This is a genomic window from Bombilactobacillus mellifer (assembly GCF_000970795.1).
Classification (GTDB): Bacteria; Bacillota; Bacilli; order Lactobacillales; family Lactobacillaceae; genus Bombilactobacillus; species Bombilactobacillus mellifer.
In genome coordinates, this window is record NZ_KQ034028.1 from 1,137,624 (window position 1) to 1,154,090 (window position 16,467).

The following is a 16,467-nucleotide window of genomic DNA, read 5'->3' on the forward strand; positions in this document are numbered from 1 at the left end:
CTATGAATTTTGTAGCTATGGATTTCGAGACTGCCAATCATCGCAGTTCCAGTGCCTGTTCTTTAGCTTTAGCTTTAATTCAAAACAATCAAATTGTCGACACTTTTTATACACTAATCAATCCCCAAGAATCATTTAACGCCCGTAATATTGCCATTCATCATATTCGACCGCAAGATGTACAGCAAGCCCCGACTTTTGATCAAATCTGGCCGCATATTCAAAATATTTTTAATTTAAACAATGTGGTGGCAGCGCATAATGCTCCCTTTGATACACGAGTGCTGCGCGCTACACTGGCTAAATATGAACTTCAAGCTGATCCATATTTAAGTATTGACACTGTTCGTACATCACGCAAATTTTATCCGCAATTGCCTAATCATAAACTGGATACCGTAGCTCAAGCTTTAAACATCCAACTACAACATCACCATCACGCTTTAGCGGATACCATTGCATGTGCCGAAATTTTACTTATCACTCAACAACAGGTCGGTGAAGGACCATTAAAAAAGATGACTAAAGTGATTACATAGTCATCTTTTTAATTTTAATTTAAGGCGGTTTGCCACTGCGCTAATAATTCTTGAAAACGGGCACCCACAGCTTGAGCGACTAATTGGCGTTGCGTTAAACCCAGATATTGTAATTCAATTTGCAGATATTGCGTTGGCAATTGTTCACTGATAAATTGTGACCATTCAATCACGATCACTGCTGGCTGGGCAAAGTAATCACTCAAATCCAAATCATTGGCGGCAGCATTTTCTAACCGATACATATCCATATGATATAACGGTAACCGGCCTGTTTGATATTCACGAATTAAAGTAAAGGTCGGACTTTTAATAGGTCGTTTAATTGCTAAACCGCGCGCTAAACCTTGGGTAAATGTGGTTTTCCCAGCTCCAAGATCGCCATTTAATAAAATAACGTCATAAGGCTGTAATAAAGTCCCTAATTTTTCAGCGGCGTTTAAAGTCACAGCAACCTCAGAACTAATAAATTTCAAACTTGATCACCTCAGTTATAAGGCTTGTGCCGCAGTAATTAACGTTAATTTGTAAACATCTTCAGTGTTACATCCCCGAGACAAATCAGATACTGGTTGATTTAAACCTTGTAATACAGGACCAATTGCTTCAAAACCACCTAACCGCTGCGCAATTTTATAACCAATGTTGCCCGATTGTAATTCCGGAAAAACAAACACATTAGCTTGACCGGCTACGGTGGATTGCGGTGCTTTTTGCTGAGCCACAGTCGGAACTATCGCCGCATCAAATTGCAATTCACCATCTAACATTAGTTTGGGATCCATTGTTTGAGCCAACTGGGTTGCTTCAGCTACCTTGGTGACCTCATCACTTTTAGCAGAACCTTTAGTGGAAAAACTTAAAAGTGCGACACGTGGTTGAATATCAAATAATTGCGCTGTATGGGCTGAAGTAACCGCAATTTCTGCTAATTCTTGGGCGCTGGGATTAATATTAATCGCACAATCAGCGAATAAATAACGTTGTTCGCCTTTTTGCATAATAAAAGCCCCACTGGTCCGCGTTAAACCTGGTTTAACTTTAATAATTTGTAAGGCCGGGCGCACTGTATCCCCTGTTGGATGAACAGCACCAGAAACCATTCCGGCTACTTGTTTGAGATAGACTAACATAGTACCAAAATAATTTGGATCCCGTAGCATAGTTTGTGCTTGTTCGACTGTATTTTTGCCTTTTCGTCGCTGGACAAAGGCCTGGACCATATCATTAAACTGATCGTAATGATTGGGATCTAAAATTTGAATTTGCGAAAGGTCAACTTGAGCAGCGGCCGCTGCTTGTTGAACTGCTTCTGGATTACCTAAAAAAACAGGTTCAATTAGTTCTTCTTGTTGTAATCTCTGCGCTGCTTTTAAAATTCGCGGGTCAGTCGCTTCCGGGAAAACAATTTTTAATCCATGTCCTTGAACTTTTTGTTTCAATGATGTAAATAACTCCATAGCTTCTTCCTCCTTAGTAACCTAAGATTCATCAGGATCCACAGGTAATTGCCAATCAATCGGTTCTTCATGATATTCACGCAAGGCCTGATTGGTTCGTGAAAAAGGCCGTGAACCAAAAAAACTATATTGTGCAGAAAATGGACTGGGATGTGATGAACTAATAATAGTGTTTTTGTTCTGATCAATTAAACTCGCTTTTGCTTTCGCCGCATTCCCCCATAAAATAAAGACTACTTTACCTTTTTGTGAGAGCGCTTTAATCGCTTGATCGGTTAATCGCTCCCAGCCCTTTCCTTGATGAGAATAAGCCCGCCCCCGACGGACAGTCAAGACTGAATTTAGTAATAGAACCCCTTGATCGGCCCAATGCTTTAAATAACCATGATTAACAGGCTGGCATCCCAGATCGGCTTGTAATTCTTTATAAATATTTTGTAGCGAGGGCGGTACTTGATTACCAGGTAAAACAGAAAAACTCAGTCCATGGGCTTGATGTGGGCCATGATAAGGGTCCTGTCCTAAAATAACTACCTTAGTAGCGTGGTAAGGCGTCCAATCAAAGGCTTGAAAAATATGATACATATCTGGATAAATGGTTTGCGTTTGATACTCGTGTTTTAAAAAATTGTGTAGATTGCGATAATAATCTTTTTCAAATTCAGGTCCTAAAATATCTTGCCAATCGTTTTTAATGAAACGCTTCACTGTAAAATCACCTGCTGTGTTAAAATTTTAAGTAGCATTACTAAGGAGGAACTTTTTTGATCAAGTTAATTGCTTCAGATATGGATGGAACATTATTAAATCAAAATTCAGTAGTGTCCGATACGAATATTGCCGCTATTGAACGAGCAAATCAGCAAGGAATTCAATTTATCGTTGCTACGGGTCGCAAACTTTCCGAAGCTCAACCATTGTTACAGGCTTTAAAACAGCCCCCGGCTTTTATTACCTTAAATGGTGCTTTGGTTTATTCTAAGCATTTGCAACCTGTCTTACGCATTCCCTTGACCAATGCCAATTTTGCTACCTGTATACAAGTATTGCAAAAATACGACTTATATTTTGAAGTTCTCACTCCAGAGCACATCTACTCCACAAGTCACTATCAACGAATCCATCAAGTTGCTGCCTTTATTCAACAACTTAATCCTTCTTTATTGTATAAAAAGGCTCTGGAGGTCGCAACATCTCGAACAGAATTAATGCAAGTTACTTATATTTCTAACCCTCAAGAATTGTTAAATAATCCACAAGTATCAATCATGAAAGTGATAGCATATTTAGGCGATAATAAAACTAAATTCCTCGCTGCACGCCATGAACTGCAACAAGCAACTGGTTTAAATGTCACTTCTTCATCCGCTAATAATATGGAAATCAACAATCAGCAAGCGCAAAAGGGCCCTGCTTTAGCCCAATTTGCTCAACAACAAAAGATTCCTTTAACTCAAGTTATGGCAATTGGTGATAATCTAAATGATATGTCCATGATTAAAACTGCCGGTTTAGGTGTGGCCATGGGCAATGCCGTTCCCCAAATCAAACAATTAGCGCAATACCAGACCGCAGATAATAATCAAAACGGTGTGGCACAGGCCATTGATTATGCTCTTTCCTTAAATGCATCTTCAGAATGAGGTGAATGAATGATATATTATTTACAATTTAATGCTGCTAACTTACCAGGACTGATTCAAGTCAATAATAGTGCCCATCAACCGACTTATTTTTTGCAGCGTTTACCTCCTAGGTGGCAAAAAAATTACGAACTCTTAGGAATGAGTCAAGATCGTATTGGTACTATTCAACAAACTTCTCGCAGTATTTGGCCTAATTATCAAGTCCAAATTGGTGACCGGGATATGACCAAAGTTTTACATCTGAGTAATTCACAACATCAATTAATGGTTGCTCCCGGTATGCACTGGCTGATTCAGGGCCATTTAATTGAAAATAATTATATCATCTATAATTACAGCCATCAGATGATGATGACAGTTGATAATATTTATTACAAAAATGGACATGAAGGTTTTTTATTAAATATTCACCGCCCAACGGATCATAAAGTAGCCCTTTTAATTGCTGCTGTGTTAAACCAAACTAGCCGCAATACGAAAAATAATCGCTCCCTCAAACGTTTACTAATTCATCATGGTAATTTAACTTGGAATCAAGATTAACATTTCTGCTCCAAAAGATGCATTCTATATCAGCCAATTCAATGTTTTTTATCGAATAAAATGTAAAAAGAATGGATATCAGTCACTGCTGATATCCATTCTTAGTGTTTGTTGATCAATAAAAAATTTTTTTTATTGTAAAGTTGCCCTTACAACAGTATTAATTATAACAAGTTAAAATCTAAAAACTAGCTACAAAGAACATAAAATGTTTAAAAATCAGACATTATAACTGAATTGTTTCATTTTGTAATTGATAATTAATATACTGATATCCATGTATTAATTTTTGAATCACAATCTGTGGATCCGTGACTAAATTATTTTCAAACCAGGCATCCCAATGATATAAAAGACCACCGGCAATAAAATCCAGCTCATAAGGATTCTTTTCTAAAATCCTTGAAACTAACGCTTTTTGGGGGATAATCTGAAAAAAATTAATTAAGATACTTTCCACTTCATTTAACCAGAATTGCCGGGGGAACTCACAATGGGCTAACTGATAGAAATTCAAACTACGTAATCGATGACAGTCCACATAGTGGACACAGTGTTGGACCAAACGGGACCAATTGTCAATTTCATGTTGCTTTAAATTCAATGACAAATGTAAAAATAAAGTTTGGTATAAGTCCAGCATTCCCCCGGGAAAATAACGATACACTGTACTGCGACTCACCACTGTTTGTTGCGTAAAATCAGAAACAGAGAGGCTTCGAACCGGTTTTTGATCTAAAAGTTCCCGTAATCTCTGCAATAAATATTCCGACGTAATTCTAGCGGTCATTAATCTAGTTCCTCCAATGAATTAATGATTGAGCTTTAGCGTAATGCTGTCTTTAAATTACGTCTTATTTCCCGTTCCTGATCACGTCGTTTAATAGTTTCACGTTTATCATATTGTTTTTTACCTTGCGCCACCCCTAACAAGACTTTGGCAAAGCCATGTTTCAAATAAACTTTGAGGGGTACTACAGTAATTCCCTTATTTTGTAATTGACCTGCAATTTTAGCAATCTCTTTTTTATGCAATAATAATTTTCGATTGCGCAAGGGATCATGATTAAACTGATTGCCTTGATCATAAGGACTGATATGAACATTGGACAGCAACATTTCTCCTTGATGAATTTGGGCAAATCCGTCTTTGAGATTAATGCGTCCTGCTCGAATGGATTTAATTTCTGTGCCGGTTAAAACCATCCCCGCTTCATACGTAGCTAGAATATTATAGTCATGACGCGCTTTTTTATTAGTGGCTTTGACATTAGCCGATTTTTGTGGATGTTTTTTCATTTTCAGAACACCACCTTCGTTAATTATAATGGTCGTACCAGACTAATGTGCAAAACGTTCATATTTATTTGTCCGTGAACGTTTCGAAGCACGGCGCTTTTTGGAAAAACTATGGGGTTTACTTTGAGCACGACGCTGTTGTTCGATTTTCACACGTTCTTGCTCTTCTGCTGTTAAAACTGGTTCAAAATCCACTTGACGCTGTTGAGCATCAGCACGAATTAATCTGACTTTAATGGGATCCCCCATTTTGTAAGTCTTATGGGTACGTTTACCTACCAAAGCCAGCTCTTTTTCATGAAATTCATAATAATCATCTAATAAATTAGAAATATGAACCAAACCTTCGACGGTATTTTCTAAAGCGATAAACATTCCAAAACTTGTGACGGAACTAATAACCGCCTCAAATACTTGCCCAACTTTGTCTTCCATAAATTCAGCTTTTTTCAAATCATCGACTGCCCGTTCCACATCAATCGATTTGCGTTCACAAGCGGAGGTTTGAACCGCTACTTCATCCAGTTGCTGAGCCCAATGATTTTGGACATCAGTTCCTATGCCTTGATCCGCATAACTATGAATCATGCGATGCACCATTAAATCAGGATAACGGCGAATAGGGGAAGTAAAATGGGTGTAGTATTTCGCTGCCATTCCAAAATGGCCTAAAGGTTCCGGAGAATATTTAGCCTGTTGTAAGCTACGTAACAACATAGTAGTAATTACTAGTTCTTGCGGTTTCCCAGCAACTTTTTCTAAAACTTGTTGCAACATTTTGGGTGTTACATCGGCACTGTTTCCCGGTACACTTAAACCAAAAGAACTGGCTAATTCAAAGAAATTTTTGATTTTATCAGCATCCGGTTGTTCATGGACACGGTATAAAAATGGTACATGCAATTTATTATAATGTTCCGCCACAGTTTCATTCGCGGCCAACATGAAAGATTCGATCATTTTTTCTGCGGTACCACGTTCACGCAGTTTAATATCAATAGGTTTGCCCTGGTCATCAACAATAATCTGGGCTTCTGTTTCTTCAAAGTCCAAAGCGCCTCGCTGATGGCGCATAGCAAACAAAATCTGATGTAATTGCGCCATGTCTTGTAACATTGGTACCAAGTCGCGATAGCGGGAACAAAGTTCAACATTACCCGCCAGAATTTGATTGACATTATTATAAGTCAACCGGGCATGAGATTTGATAACACTTGGATAAATTTCATGGCGGACGACGGCTCCCTGCTCATTAATTTCCATATCACAGGTTAATACACAACGTTCTTCATTAGGATTTAATGAACAAATACCGTTAGACAACCGAAATGGTAACATCGGAATCACCCGGTCTACCAAATAAGTGCTCGTCCCCCGTTCAAAAGCCTCATTATCTAATAAAGAATTTGCGGACACGTAATGTGTCACATCCGCAATATGCACTCCCAAATGATAATTTCCGTTTTCTAATTTCCATAACGTTACCGCATCATCAAAATCTTTGGAGTCATCACCATCAATTGTGACAGTCACTTGCTGAGTATTATCACGACGTCCCGCCCAATCTTTAGCAACTAAATGATCCGGAATTTTTTCGGAAGCCGCCACCACTTCTTCAGGAAATTCGGCCTTAACTTCGTTTTGATAAACTATTGCCATCTCATCAACACCAGGCGCATTTTTATTCCCGATAATCTTGATCGCAACACCTACCATGCTACGGGGAAATTCGGCACTAGGATAGCCTGTAATATCCACTTGCACCATATCGCCCCATTGAGGATGTAATCCTTGAGACTTTAAAAACACCGGATTTTGCGACAATTTTTTTTCATGACTTTTAACATAACCGAGCAGTCCCGTTTTTTTAATTTGAACATCACTATAAGGCATAAACTCCCCAACGATTTGATGAACACCGTGACTTAAAATTTGAGTGATTTTCCCTTCTGCACCATTGTCTCCCCATGGATTAGCTGGTTTAATGATTTTAACTTCTACCTCATCATCATTAATAGCGTGCATGGTATTCGAACGCGCAATAAACACATCTGGTTCATCGTCCGCATAACGCACAAAGCCAAAGCCCTTATCATTAGCCCGAAAATTCCCCGTTATTGTCTGATTGACGGGAGTGAGTTTAAATTGGTTTCGATTATTAACATAAATTTTATCTTCGCCTTCCAGGATCGCTAAGGCCTTTAACACCCGATTATAGGCGGGAGTCCCATGTAGTCGCAATATATCATTAATTTGTTGGGCGGTATATTTTTTTTCGGGATAACGTCGAAAAATTTCTAAAATATCCGAAATAAATTTATTTTTTTCTACTACCATTAAATTTTATTTTCTCCTAAATTACTATTTAAAAATTGTTGCACATCTGTTTGCAATTGCCGATGCGCCGAATTGACTGTAATAACGTGCCCGGCTTGCGGATAAATACATAATTGTGTTTGTAAAGGATTTAACTGCTGAAATAAACGGTGGGCAGCTTGTACATCCACTAATCGATCCGCTTGTCCATGACCAATAAAAAACGGCCGCTGAATCTGGCTTAATTTTTCCCGCACCGCTACAGACTCTTGTCCAATTGCCTTTAAGGCTGCCGGCAAAAGTTCCTGAGCTTGTCTTTGATGCGCTGCCTTGGTCTCCGTACTTTGCTGCTGGCTATGATCAACTTGCTGCAAATATTGAAAAAAACTAGCCCGAACATTTGTCAAATCGTTCGCAAAAAGAGGACAACCAAAAACACCACCGCAAGCAATCGTCGGATCAACTTCTAAAGCTTTTGTTGCAAAAATTGACCCTAAGGATAACCCAAAAACAGCCACGACTTTTTTAGAATGTGCTCGTACAAAAGCCAGCGCTTCTTGCGTATCTTGCCACCATTTGGCAATGTTGCCATGCCATAAGACATCCAGCAAATTATTAGTTCCATGACCACTAAATAAAGGAGCATAAACACTATAACCTTGGCGTGTCAAAAAACGTCCTAAGGCGCGCACATCATTTGGCGTCCCAGTATAAGAATGTAACAACACAACGGCTAATGGTCCCTGATCAAAAAACAATGACTGCGGCGGTATAATTTTCATTTTAGAAAGTCCTCACAATATAAAAAAATCCTGTCACTATGAACAGGATGATCGTTAATTATTTTGATGAGAGAAACGCTAAAGCGACAGCACAGACAAAAAATATAACCGCTAAAACTGCTGTGACTCGCTCCATGAAAGCTTCAAAGCCTCGCTTCTTTTGAGTATTAAATAAATCACCTGCACCACCAGACAATGCATTTAAAGCATCCTGCTGTTTTTGAGGCTGCATCATGACAGCAATAACAATCAAAATAGAATCAATAATCAAAATATTCATTAGTAGATTATACACATGTAAAGCCTCCACCATCAGTGCTCTCTATAGAATAGCACAAAACTCAAGCTTTGACCAGCTTAGATAGTTCTCTTCTTGACTTGGGTTTACTTTTCAAAAACCAGTAGTAGCCCATTAAAATTATTAACGTGATGGCGGATATTAGCCACGAATACCGATCGATCATTGATGGACGATAGGCAATTTGAATCTGATTATCACGCTGATTCGTTTTAATCAGAAAAGTGCCCCGCCGAGATATTTGAAAAGGAACCTTTTTGCCGTTAACTTTAACTTGATAATAAGTACGATTATAATTAAGAAACGGTAAATCCAGCTGATTATTGCGGGATTGAGTTGTGATAATATGATATTTTATAGCATTGAACTGCGATTGACCAACAATTTTCTGGGCAGTGCCATTAATAATAGCGGTACTTTCACTTAGTTCGCTCACAAATGGCCGACTTTTGTGGGGGAAATAATCAAAAGATTCTTGTCGATGATCAATAGCGGAAAACTGCCTAAAATTTTGATTGGTGACCACTGGTATTTGGTTCGCAGTATATTCATTGGCTACATCTTGAATGGAACTCAAGGTCATGCCACAAGCAAGGATTATTGTCAAAAAATAAAAAATTTGCCGGCCTTGTATATTATTGCAAACCCGAGTAATGCCATAAGCTACTAGTCCACTAGCAAAAAATGTTGCAAAAGCACTAAATCTAGAAGCCATTTGAATCACTACAATAATCGTATTTTTAAAGAGTGACCAAGGAAAAAGTGGAGTGATTAACCATAATGTCAAAAGAAATAAAAGCGCTGTAGTCATCCATAACGAATTCATTTTACGATAATGGATGAAAATGCTGACACTCACTATAAGGCCCGAAAAAGTTAAAAAAGTGCCCGGTGTATGAAAATATAAAATTCGATTCCGCAATAAATTTTGCCCAATAACTGACAAGCTATTAGTTGTAACTACAGACTCCTTCCAATAAGTAGGCTCCAGACCACTTATTGTCGTTAATTGATGGCTGATCATGGGTAACCAAAAGACACTAGATAAGGCTAAAGTGCAAACTCCCAGTAAAATGCCATCACCTAAAAGCTGCTGGCGTTTTGAACTTCTAAGCAAAGCTAACAAAAACAGAGCTACTAAAAATAAGATTGCTAAAAATGTTAAAACAACATGTGAAAATAACATTCCAGTCAATCCAAAAACTATTTGCCATTTTTCATTATGATGCTTCACCATATGATAAAAGCCTGTAAAAACAAGTGGGAGAAAAGTTAAAGCTATAAATTCACCTAAATCGAATTGTTGGTAAAAATCCATCATCCGATAAGCTGAAAAGGTATAGAGAACTGCTGTTAAAAAACTGAGCTGACGATCTTTTATAACCGAAAAAACAGCATAGTCTGTTAATATAGCCGTTAAAACACTCAACAAAGTCGCATAAATAAACAGACAAGTCACTGGGTGCTGAAATACTTTTATTAAAATGATTAAAGGTTGCAACATTTGGGAGGGATAAAAAACATTAACTTGGCTTCCTACCGCTGACTGGGAATGTGTACTGAGAAAAGGAAAACCACCAGTTGGTGCAGCCAACCATTCATTAATTCGTCCAATGTGGAATTTAGCGTCATTCGACCCCCAAACCAAATGATATTTAAAGAGAACGTAGTCAAAAATCAGCGCTAATATCAAATAAATGAAAATAACAACCAAATTTATTTTTACTTGTGAGCGTTTCATCTATCAACCTACTTATTAGTTAATTGCAGGTGGTGCTTTTATTGAACATTAATAAAAGCACCAGTCCATTAAAGTTATTTAATTAATAATTGCACAATTGTCTTTCACATACAGTTGTATATTTCTTACATATCACTGTAAAAATTAGTGGTCGATCCCCAGAATTAATGCCGCACCATTCATATAGTTGACAAATAAAAATGTTCTATAGTCTATTTCAAATGGCATTCAATTAATAACGAGCTATTTTGATAATGATTTTATCTAGCTTGCGAATATTATTCTTATTGGGTTTCATATAATAATGATCCCACTGATAATAATTCACAGGGACAACCTTTTGTTTTTTACCAATATAGTAAGCTCTAAACACCCGATCATCACTAGCATTAGCCGTCCAGATATACCAAGTGTCCGGATAATTTAAAACGTAGTTATTTTTGCGTTGTAATTTCTTTTGATGTATACAATACGCTTTCGACAATTCAAAAATACGGCCATAATTATAAGCTAAATAATCAAACCGGGCGCCTATAATTAAAACTGCCAACATAGCCACTGGAATAGCCAGCTTTTGATAATTGTTTAATAAGGATACTAAGTTGGTTACAACCACCAACAAAAGCAAAACATAAGTTAAAAATAGGCATCGTGGTCCAAAAGGAGAAATGATCAAAAACGGTAAAATTGAAACCACACAACTAAGTAAAGCCAGCAAATTAACAAGGACCTGACGAAAATTATGAAACTTATGATAATTAAGCCACATTAGAAATATCAGAAATGTTAAACCAATTAGTAAAAAAGCAGTGTGTTTTTTACTATAAAACATATATTTGATAAAGGGAATTAGTGTTTCTCCTTGTGAGGAGCCTACTTTTCGATAGTTATCGTGCCCTAAAAGGATTTTCCAATAGGCCCCATTGATAAACATCAATATAAAACCTATTCCATTGCCAATTGTCAATGGAATAAAATATTGTCGTTGCACACTGCTTGAGAAATGCTGACGCAAAAATATCCAAAAAATTACTACATTAAAACAATTCAGCACGGTGACATGCTCTGCTAAAAATTGACTAAAAATTGCAAAAATTAAAACTGCAAACTCAAGAAAACGTGAAAATCTAAAATGATTAAATTGATCGTAATAGCGGCATACCAAATAAATAAAAAAGAGGGGAAAAATCACCGAAGGCACATAGTTAGCAAAGCCGGCGTGCCAGCCCCAGGTTTGTTGAAAAATAAATGCAGGCACCAGTAGTAAACCAATACTAGTTAAGAACATGGCTAATTGCTGACTCCCTTTGGGGAAAATAGCTTTGCCAATTAATTGGACCAAGTAAATAACCGTGATAGCGCACAAACCATATAACAAAAAAGCAAATGTTTTAGATCGGGTTAATAGAATGACAAATAAATCCCCTAAATATCGACCATCATAGTGTAAAAAATCAGTGCTAAAAAAATACTGACTTCCCCAGTGTCCCTGCCAATTTAAATCATCCCCGACATAAGGCATTAAAGCTCCCAATAAGCCAAAAATCACAAAAAAGATTATGTACCAAATGTATTTTCTCATTAATTTCACAGACATAACCTCACTTTCTTTTTTGATATTATAAAGCAATTCAACCATGCATACCATCTAGAAAATGTTTCTGCAAGGTCTTGCATATTGGATCAAAGACTATTATCTTTGCTTATTAGCAAAAATTAATATAATGATAATTTTGCTTGATTATTATTACATAGATTTTCTTTAAAAAATAACGATTATCTTTTTATAAACCAATACCAACTTCACTGCCGCTACTAAAAGCAACTTAGTCTAGTTCTAACAATAAAAGGTAGTTCAACTCATTATAGTTTCTATCTACATTTTTGGAGAAAGTGGTGCTAAATGGGACCTTTATTATCCCAAGAACATTAGATTTACCAAATTCAACATTTATCTTTTCAACTTTAAAAAACATCTTGCCAAAATAAAAATATTTGCCGGATATTTAGTATCAGCAAATCTTTTGTATTTAATGGAAATAAAGTTCGAATTTTTCTGTATAACCTTAAGAACCAACAACCTAATACTTTTTTGGTTTTAAAAATTTTCTTATTTTGATAAAGCCCCACCAGATAATGGGTAAAATTACTAAATATTTAGAATAGCGATCAATCAAAGATGGTTTATATTGAATCTTGATATGATTATCTTGAGATCTAGTTGTCATTAAAAAAGTTTGCCGTGGAGAACTCTTGGCGGCAATCAGATGACCATTATTGGTCACTTGATAATTATGGTCATTGTATTTTAGAAACGGCAAATCAATCTGAGTCACAGGCTCCACCGTTTGGATGTGATAACTCATTGTGTTAAGTCCAGGTTGTCCATGGATTGCCAACTTCTTTCCATTAATATATCCTTCCACATAACATAATTCAGTGATGTAGGAATTCGTTTTCTTGGGAAAATAATCAAATGCGGGATTCACATTTCTTACAGCGTTACACTGATAGAAAGTTTGATTATTTAGATTGTAATCATTAGCGGCTACTTTCATTGTCATTGTATTGTTCACAAAAATTAAGGACAATACACAGGCGATTGTTCCCAAGATTCCACACATCAAAGAGTTCGATTTTTTATGATGAAAAAGTTGGGTACTTACATAAGCAATTAAAATACTGGAAAAAAAAGTTCCAAACTCACAAAAGCGAAAAGCAAACTGCACTGTTGTAACAGTGGAATTATCAAACAATGCCCACGGAAACCACTGAGTATTTAACCAAAAACAGACCAGCATTATGACCCCGATATAAAAATATATCGGTTCAACTTGATGATAATGAGTTAAAATCCAGATGCCGGCCAAAAGCCCAAAACTAATTAAAAAGAGCCCACTGGTATAAACATTAAACGTCTTGCCAACAGTCGTTTGAAGGGTGCAGATAGCCCTAATTTGATCAAACCACTTATCCACCATTACAGAATATAACTTATAAGATACTGCTTGCAAACCTCCCGTTGTAGTTAACAACTTTTGCAGCATAGGCCAAATAAAAGCACTGGCTAAAAATAACGTTAAAATGGCATTCCAAAGTAAATTCTTTAAGATGGAAAAACGTTGGGGATCTGTAATCATTTTGATCAGCGTTAAAACTAATAAAAATATGCAAGCCAAAAAAGTGGACATCACATGCGAATAAAGCATTGCTGTCATCCCGATGCCCAATGCCCATTTACCCTGATCATTATTAAGCACATGATAAAAACCACTAAAAACCAGTGGTAAAAAGGTCATTCCAATGAGTTCACCTAAATCAAAGCGTAAATAAAAATCTTGCATCCGGTAAATTGAAAAAGTGTATAAAATAGCGGTTAATACACTTTGCAAACGACGTTGGCACACCGAAAAAACTGCATAATCTGTAATTAGCGCTGTAGCAATACTCAAGAGCACAAAATAAACATATACGAAAAATACTGGATGACCCCAACATTTAATGAGTACTACTAATGGATACAGCCACTGGGTAGGATAGAATATGTTATTTTGCACACCAATCCCATCCATAAAATAGGTATTTAAATATGGAAAACCCTGCCCCCAGGTTTTAATTAATTCATTTAACCGACCGATATGAAACTCAGTATCATCTCCTATGACGAGTACCCGATACTGTAAAAAAATATAACTAAACATCAGCGCTAAGCTGAGATATAGTACCCCAATCCAAAAATTGTCATGTACTTTTTTTCTCATAAATTACCCAATTGTGTATTTACTTTAATATTTTTATGCAATCTAAAATAAATTATTACTAATATAAAGACCAGCCAAGAAATAGCCGAAATCCATACCGCCAATCGATCAGTTGTAGTTGGAACATATGCTATGCGCAGATGATTCTTTTTAGTCTTCGTGCGAACTAAAAAGGTTCCTCGTCGAGAAAAGCTGGCTGTTATAGCCTTTTGATTATTGGTAATCTGATAAGCATGACTGCCATAGTTTAAACAAGGTAAATCAATTGTATTTTTTCGGGAATTCGTTTGCACAGTATAATTTATAGCATTGGCACTACCGTAACCTTTTAAATAGTGCTTTTTGCCATTAATAATAGCCTGATTCGAGCTTAAATCATTTAAATAAGGTTGCGCAGCTTGGGGAAAATAATCAAATAAGGCATTATGCTTTTTGACAGCTGAAAAATCAGCGAAAGTTTTATTTGTAATGACTGGTTGATTAACCAAATAACTATCAATTGTCGATTGGACACTGGCTAGAGTCATCCCACAAGATACAAAAATTGCAAAATACGTAAAAAATTCTCGATCGCGAAAACCATCTAAGAGCACAGTAATCCCGTAGGCAATAATCAAACTAGCAAATAAAGTAATAAAAGCACAGAGTCGAGAAGCAAATTGAATAACCGTTACAAAAGTATGATCGAACCAATGCCAAGGAAAGGCAGCAGTAGTCATCCAAAATAAAATAAGAAATAAGATAGCACTGATGCTAATCACTTTAGGAGTTTGGCGATAATTCCACAATATATAAACTGCCGCTGTAAGTCCAACAACTATTAAAAACGTCCCCGGTGTATGGTACGTCGACATTTGATTTAACAAGATATTTTTACAAGTTCCGCTCAGACTATTAGAAATTACGGTACTTACTTTCCAATAGGTTGGTTGTAAACCCGTTGGAACCTGGAACATATGGACTATCATTGGTAACCAAAAAGCTGCAGTTAACAAGGCCGTCATCACGGCTGCTACTAAACAATCTCGTAAAATACGCCAACGATCAGCAGCCAATACAAAGACTACTAGAAAAATGATCCCCAATAAGAGTGTTAATAAAAAAGTCAGCATCACATGGGAAAAAATCATTCCCGCCATACCTACTACCAATTGCCATTTGCCAGAGTCATTCGAAAGAACTTTATAAAATCCCGAAAATGCTAAAGGCACAAAAGTCATTGCAATTAATTGCCCCAAATCAAACTGATGATAAAAACTTAACATTCGATAAAAGGAAAAAGTATAAAAGACCGCAGTTAAGACACTTAATCGACGATTTTTAAAAATACTATATGTAGCATAATCTGTGAGTAATGCTGTTAATATACTTAATAAAGCCACATAAACATAGAGTGAAGCTACCGGATGCTGAAATACTTTAATTAAAACCACTAATGGATAAAGCAATTGGGATGGATAAAAAACATTTATTTGAGCTCCCACCCCACCTAGAGAGTGGGTACTTAAATAAGGAAACTGTCCCTGATTAAGATGCAACCATTCATTAATTCTTCCCAAATGAAATTGAGTATCATTAGCGCCCCAAATGACACGATACTTGAAAAAAGCAAAATCACAAATAATCGCTAGTAAACAATAACCTAAGATAATAAGAACATTTTGAAAAGTTTTATTACGAGACATCTTATCTAACCCCTTTAGTTAATAATTCCCAACTGTCAGTGATAATTAATAAGATAACAGATAAATTAAACTCCGCCAAAATTAAACCAATAAAAAAAGAAGTTTCTAGACCTAGAAGCTTCTCTCTCATATATGGAAGTTACAGGGCTCGAACCTGTGACCCTCTGCTTGTAAGGCAGACGCTCTCCCAACTGAGCTAAACTTCCAAAGATATAAATGACCCGTACGGGATTTGAACCCATGTTACCGCCGTGAAAGGGCGGTGTCTTAACCACTTGACCAACGGGTCATACATTTTTATAACGGAGAGTAAGGGATTTGAACCCTTGATACAGGAATCTCCCGTATACATGATTTCCAATCATGCTCCTTCAGCCACTCGGACAACTCTCCAAAA

At 36.7% G+C, this 16,467-nt stretch carries 15 protein-coding genes and 3 tRNA genes; 3 read left to right on the forward strand and 15 right to left on the reverse strand.

The window, feature by feature from the left end:
• Positions 1-2: 2 nt before the first annotated feature.
• The gene (locus JG30_RS05470) at positions 3-539 is read left to right on the forward strand and encodes a 3'-5' exonuclease (RefSeq protein WP_046316843.1); all 537 of its coding nucleotides are present in this window, start codon (positions 3-5) and stop codon (positions 537-539) included.
• 14 nt (positions 540-553) lie between these two features.
• On the opposite strand, the gene tsaE is transcribed toward JG30_RS05470, so the two are convergent.
• The 3 genes from tsaE to JG30_RS05485 are packed head-to-tail and all read right to left on the reverse strand — an operon-like array spanning position 554 to position 2,707.
• Positions 554-1,015 carry a tRNA (adenosine(37)-N6)-threonylcarbamoyltransferase complex ATPase subunit type 1 TsaE gene (tsaE, locus tag JG30_RS05475; protein WP_046316844.1) on the reverse strand — a complete coding sequence of 154 codons (462 nt, stop codon included), beginning with the start codon at positions 1,013-1,015 and terminating at the stop codon, positions 554-556.
• Positions 1,016-1,030: 15 nt separating this feature from the next.
• Positions 1,031-1,999: a phosphate acetyltransferase gene (gene pta / locus JG30_RS05480; RefSeq protein WP_046316846.1), complete on the reverse strand. Its 969-nt coding sequence runs from the start codon at positions 1,997-1,999 to the stop codon at positions 1,031-1,033.
• Between the two features lie 21 nt (positions 2,000-2,020).
• On the reverse strand, positions 2,021-2,707 hold the full coding sequence (locus JG30_RS05485; RefSeq protein WP_046316847.1) for a uracil-DNA glycosylase: 687 nt from the start codon (positions 2,705-2,707) through the stop codon (positions 2,021-2,023).
• Positions 2,708-2,763: 56 nt separating this feature from the next.
• Here JG30_RS05485 and JG30_RS05490 point away from each other — a divergent pair, with 56 nt between their 5' ends.
• Entirely contained in the window at positions 2,764-3,642 is an 879-nt protein-coding gene (locus JG30_RS05490; protein WP_046316849.1) for a Cof-type HAD-IIB family hydrolase, read from the forward strand.
• Positions 3,643-3,651: 9 nt separating this feature from the next.
• Positions 3,652-4,188: a hypothetical protein gene (locus JG30_RS08665; RefSeq protein ID WP_052725213.1), complete on the forward strand. Its 537-nt coding sequence runs from the start codon at positions 3,652-3,654 to the stop codon at positions 4,186-4,188.
• 226 nt (positions 4,189-4,414) lie between these two features.
• On the opposite strand, the gene JG30_RS05500 is transcribed toward JG30_RS08665, so the two are convergent.
• The 12 genes from JG30_RS05500 to JG30_RS05555 form a co-directional block, all read right to left on the reverse strand.
• A complete protein-coding gene (locus JG30_RS05500; protein WP_046316851.1) occupies positions 4,415-4,978 on the reverse strand; it encodes a TetR/AcrR family transcriptional regulator in 564 nt (187 codons plus the stop codon).
• A gap of 35 nt (positions 4,979-5,013) precedes the next feature.
• Positions 5,014-5,487 (reverse strand): SsrA-binding protein SmpB, encoded by a 474-nt coding sequence (gene smpB, locus JG30_RS05505; RefSeq protein WP_046316853.1) that lies wholly within the window; start codon positions 5,485-5,487, stop codon positions 5,014-5,016.
• A gap of 42 nt (positions 5,488-5,529) precedes the next feature.
• Positions 5,530-7,824: a ribonuclease R gene (gene rnr, locus JG30_RS05510; RefSeq protein ID WP_071237001.1), complete on the reverse strand. Its 2,295-nt coding sequence runs from the start codon at positions 7,822-7,824 to the stop codon at positions 5,530-5,532.
• Entirely contained in the window at positions 7,824-8,585 is a 762-nt protein-coding gene (locus JG30_RS05515) for an alpha/beta hydrolase (protein ID WP_046316855.1), read from the reverse strand. The genes rnr and JG30_RS05515 overlap by 1 nt, the downstream gene beginning before the upstream one ends.
• Positions 8,586-8,643: 58 nt before the next feature.
• Positions 8,644-8,880, reverse strand: coding sequence for a preprotein translocase subunit SecG (secG, locus tag JG30_RS05520; protein ID WP_046316857.1), 237 nt, complete (start codon positions 8,878-8,880; stop codon positions 8,644-8,646).
• 46 nt (positions 8,881-8,926) lie between these two features.
• The gene (locus tag JG30_RS05525) at positions 8,927-10,624 is read right to left on the reverse strand and encodes a hypothetical protein (protein ID WP_046316859.1); all 1,698 of its coding nucleotides are present in this window, start codon (positions 10,622-10,624) and stop codon (positions 8,927-8,929) included.
• Between the two features lie 232 nt (positions 10,625-10,856).
• The gene (locus JG30_RS05530; RefSeq protein ID WP_143443895.1) at positions 10,857-12,215 is read right to left on the reverse strand and encodes a hypothetical protein; all 1,359 of its coding nucleotides are present in this window, start codon (positions 12,213-12,215) and stop codon (positions 10,857-10,859) included.
• Between the two features lie 490 nt (positions 12,216-12,705).
• Complete coding sequence (locus tag JG30_RS05535; RefSeq protein ID WP_046316862.1) at positions 12,706-14,385, reverse strand: glycosyltransferase family protein; 1,680 nt, start codon at positions 14,383-14,385, stop codon at positions 12,706-12,708.
• Positions 14,382-16,070: a DUF6541 family protein gene (locus tag JG30_RS05540; protein WP_046316864.1), complete on the reverse strand. Its 1,689-nt coding sequence runs from the start codon at positions 16,068-16,070 to the stop codon at positions 14,382-14,384. Before JG30_RS05540 ends, JG30_RS05535 begins: the two co-directional genes overlap by 4 nt.
• A 133-nt stretch (positions 16,071-16,203) precedes the next feature.
• Positions 16,204-16,276 (reverse strand) — tRNA-Val (locus tag JG30_RS05545).
• Between the two features lie 11 nt (positions 16,277-16,287).
• Positions 16,288-16,359 (reverse strand) — tRNA-Glu (locus tag JG30_RS05550).
• 14 nt (positions 16,360-16,373) lie between these two features.
• Positions 16,374-16,463 (reverse strand) — tRNA-Ser (locus tag JG30_RS05555).
• Positions 16,464-16,467: the final 4 nt, after the last annotated feature.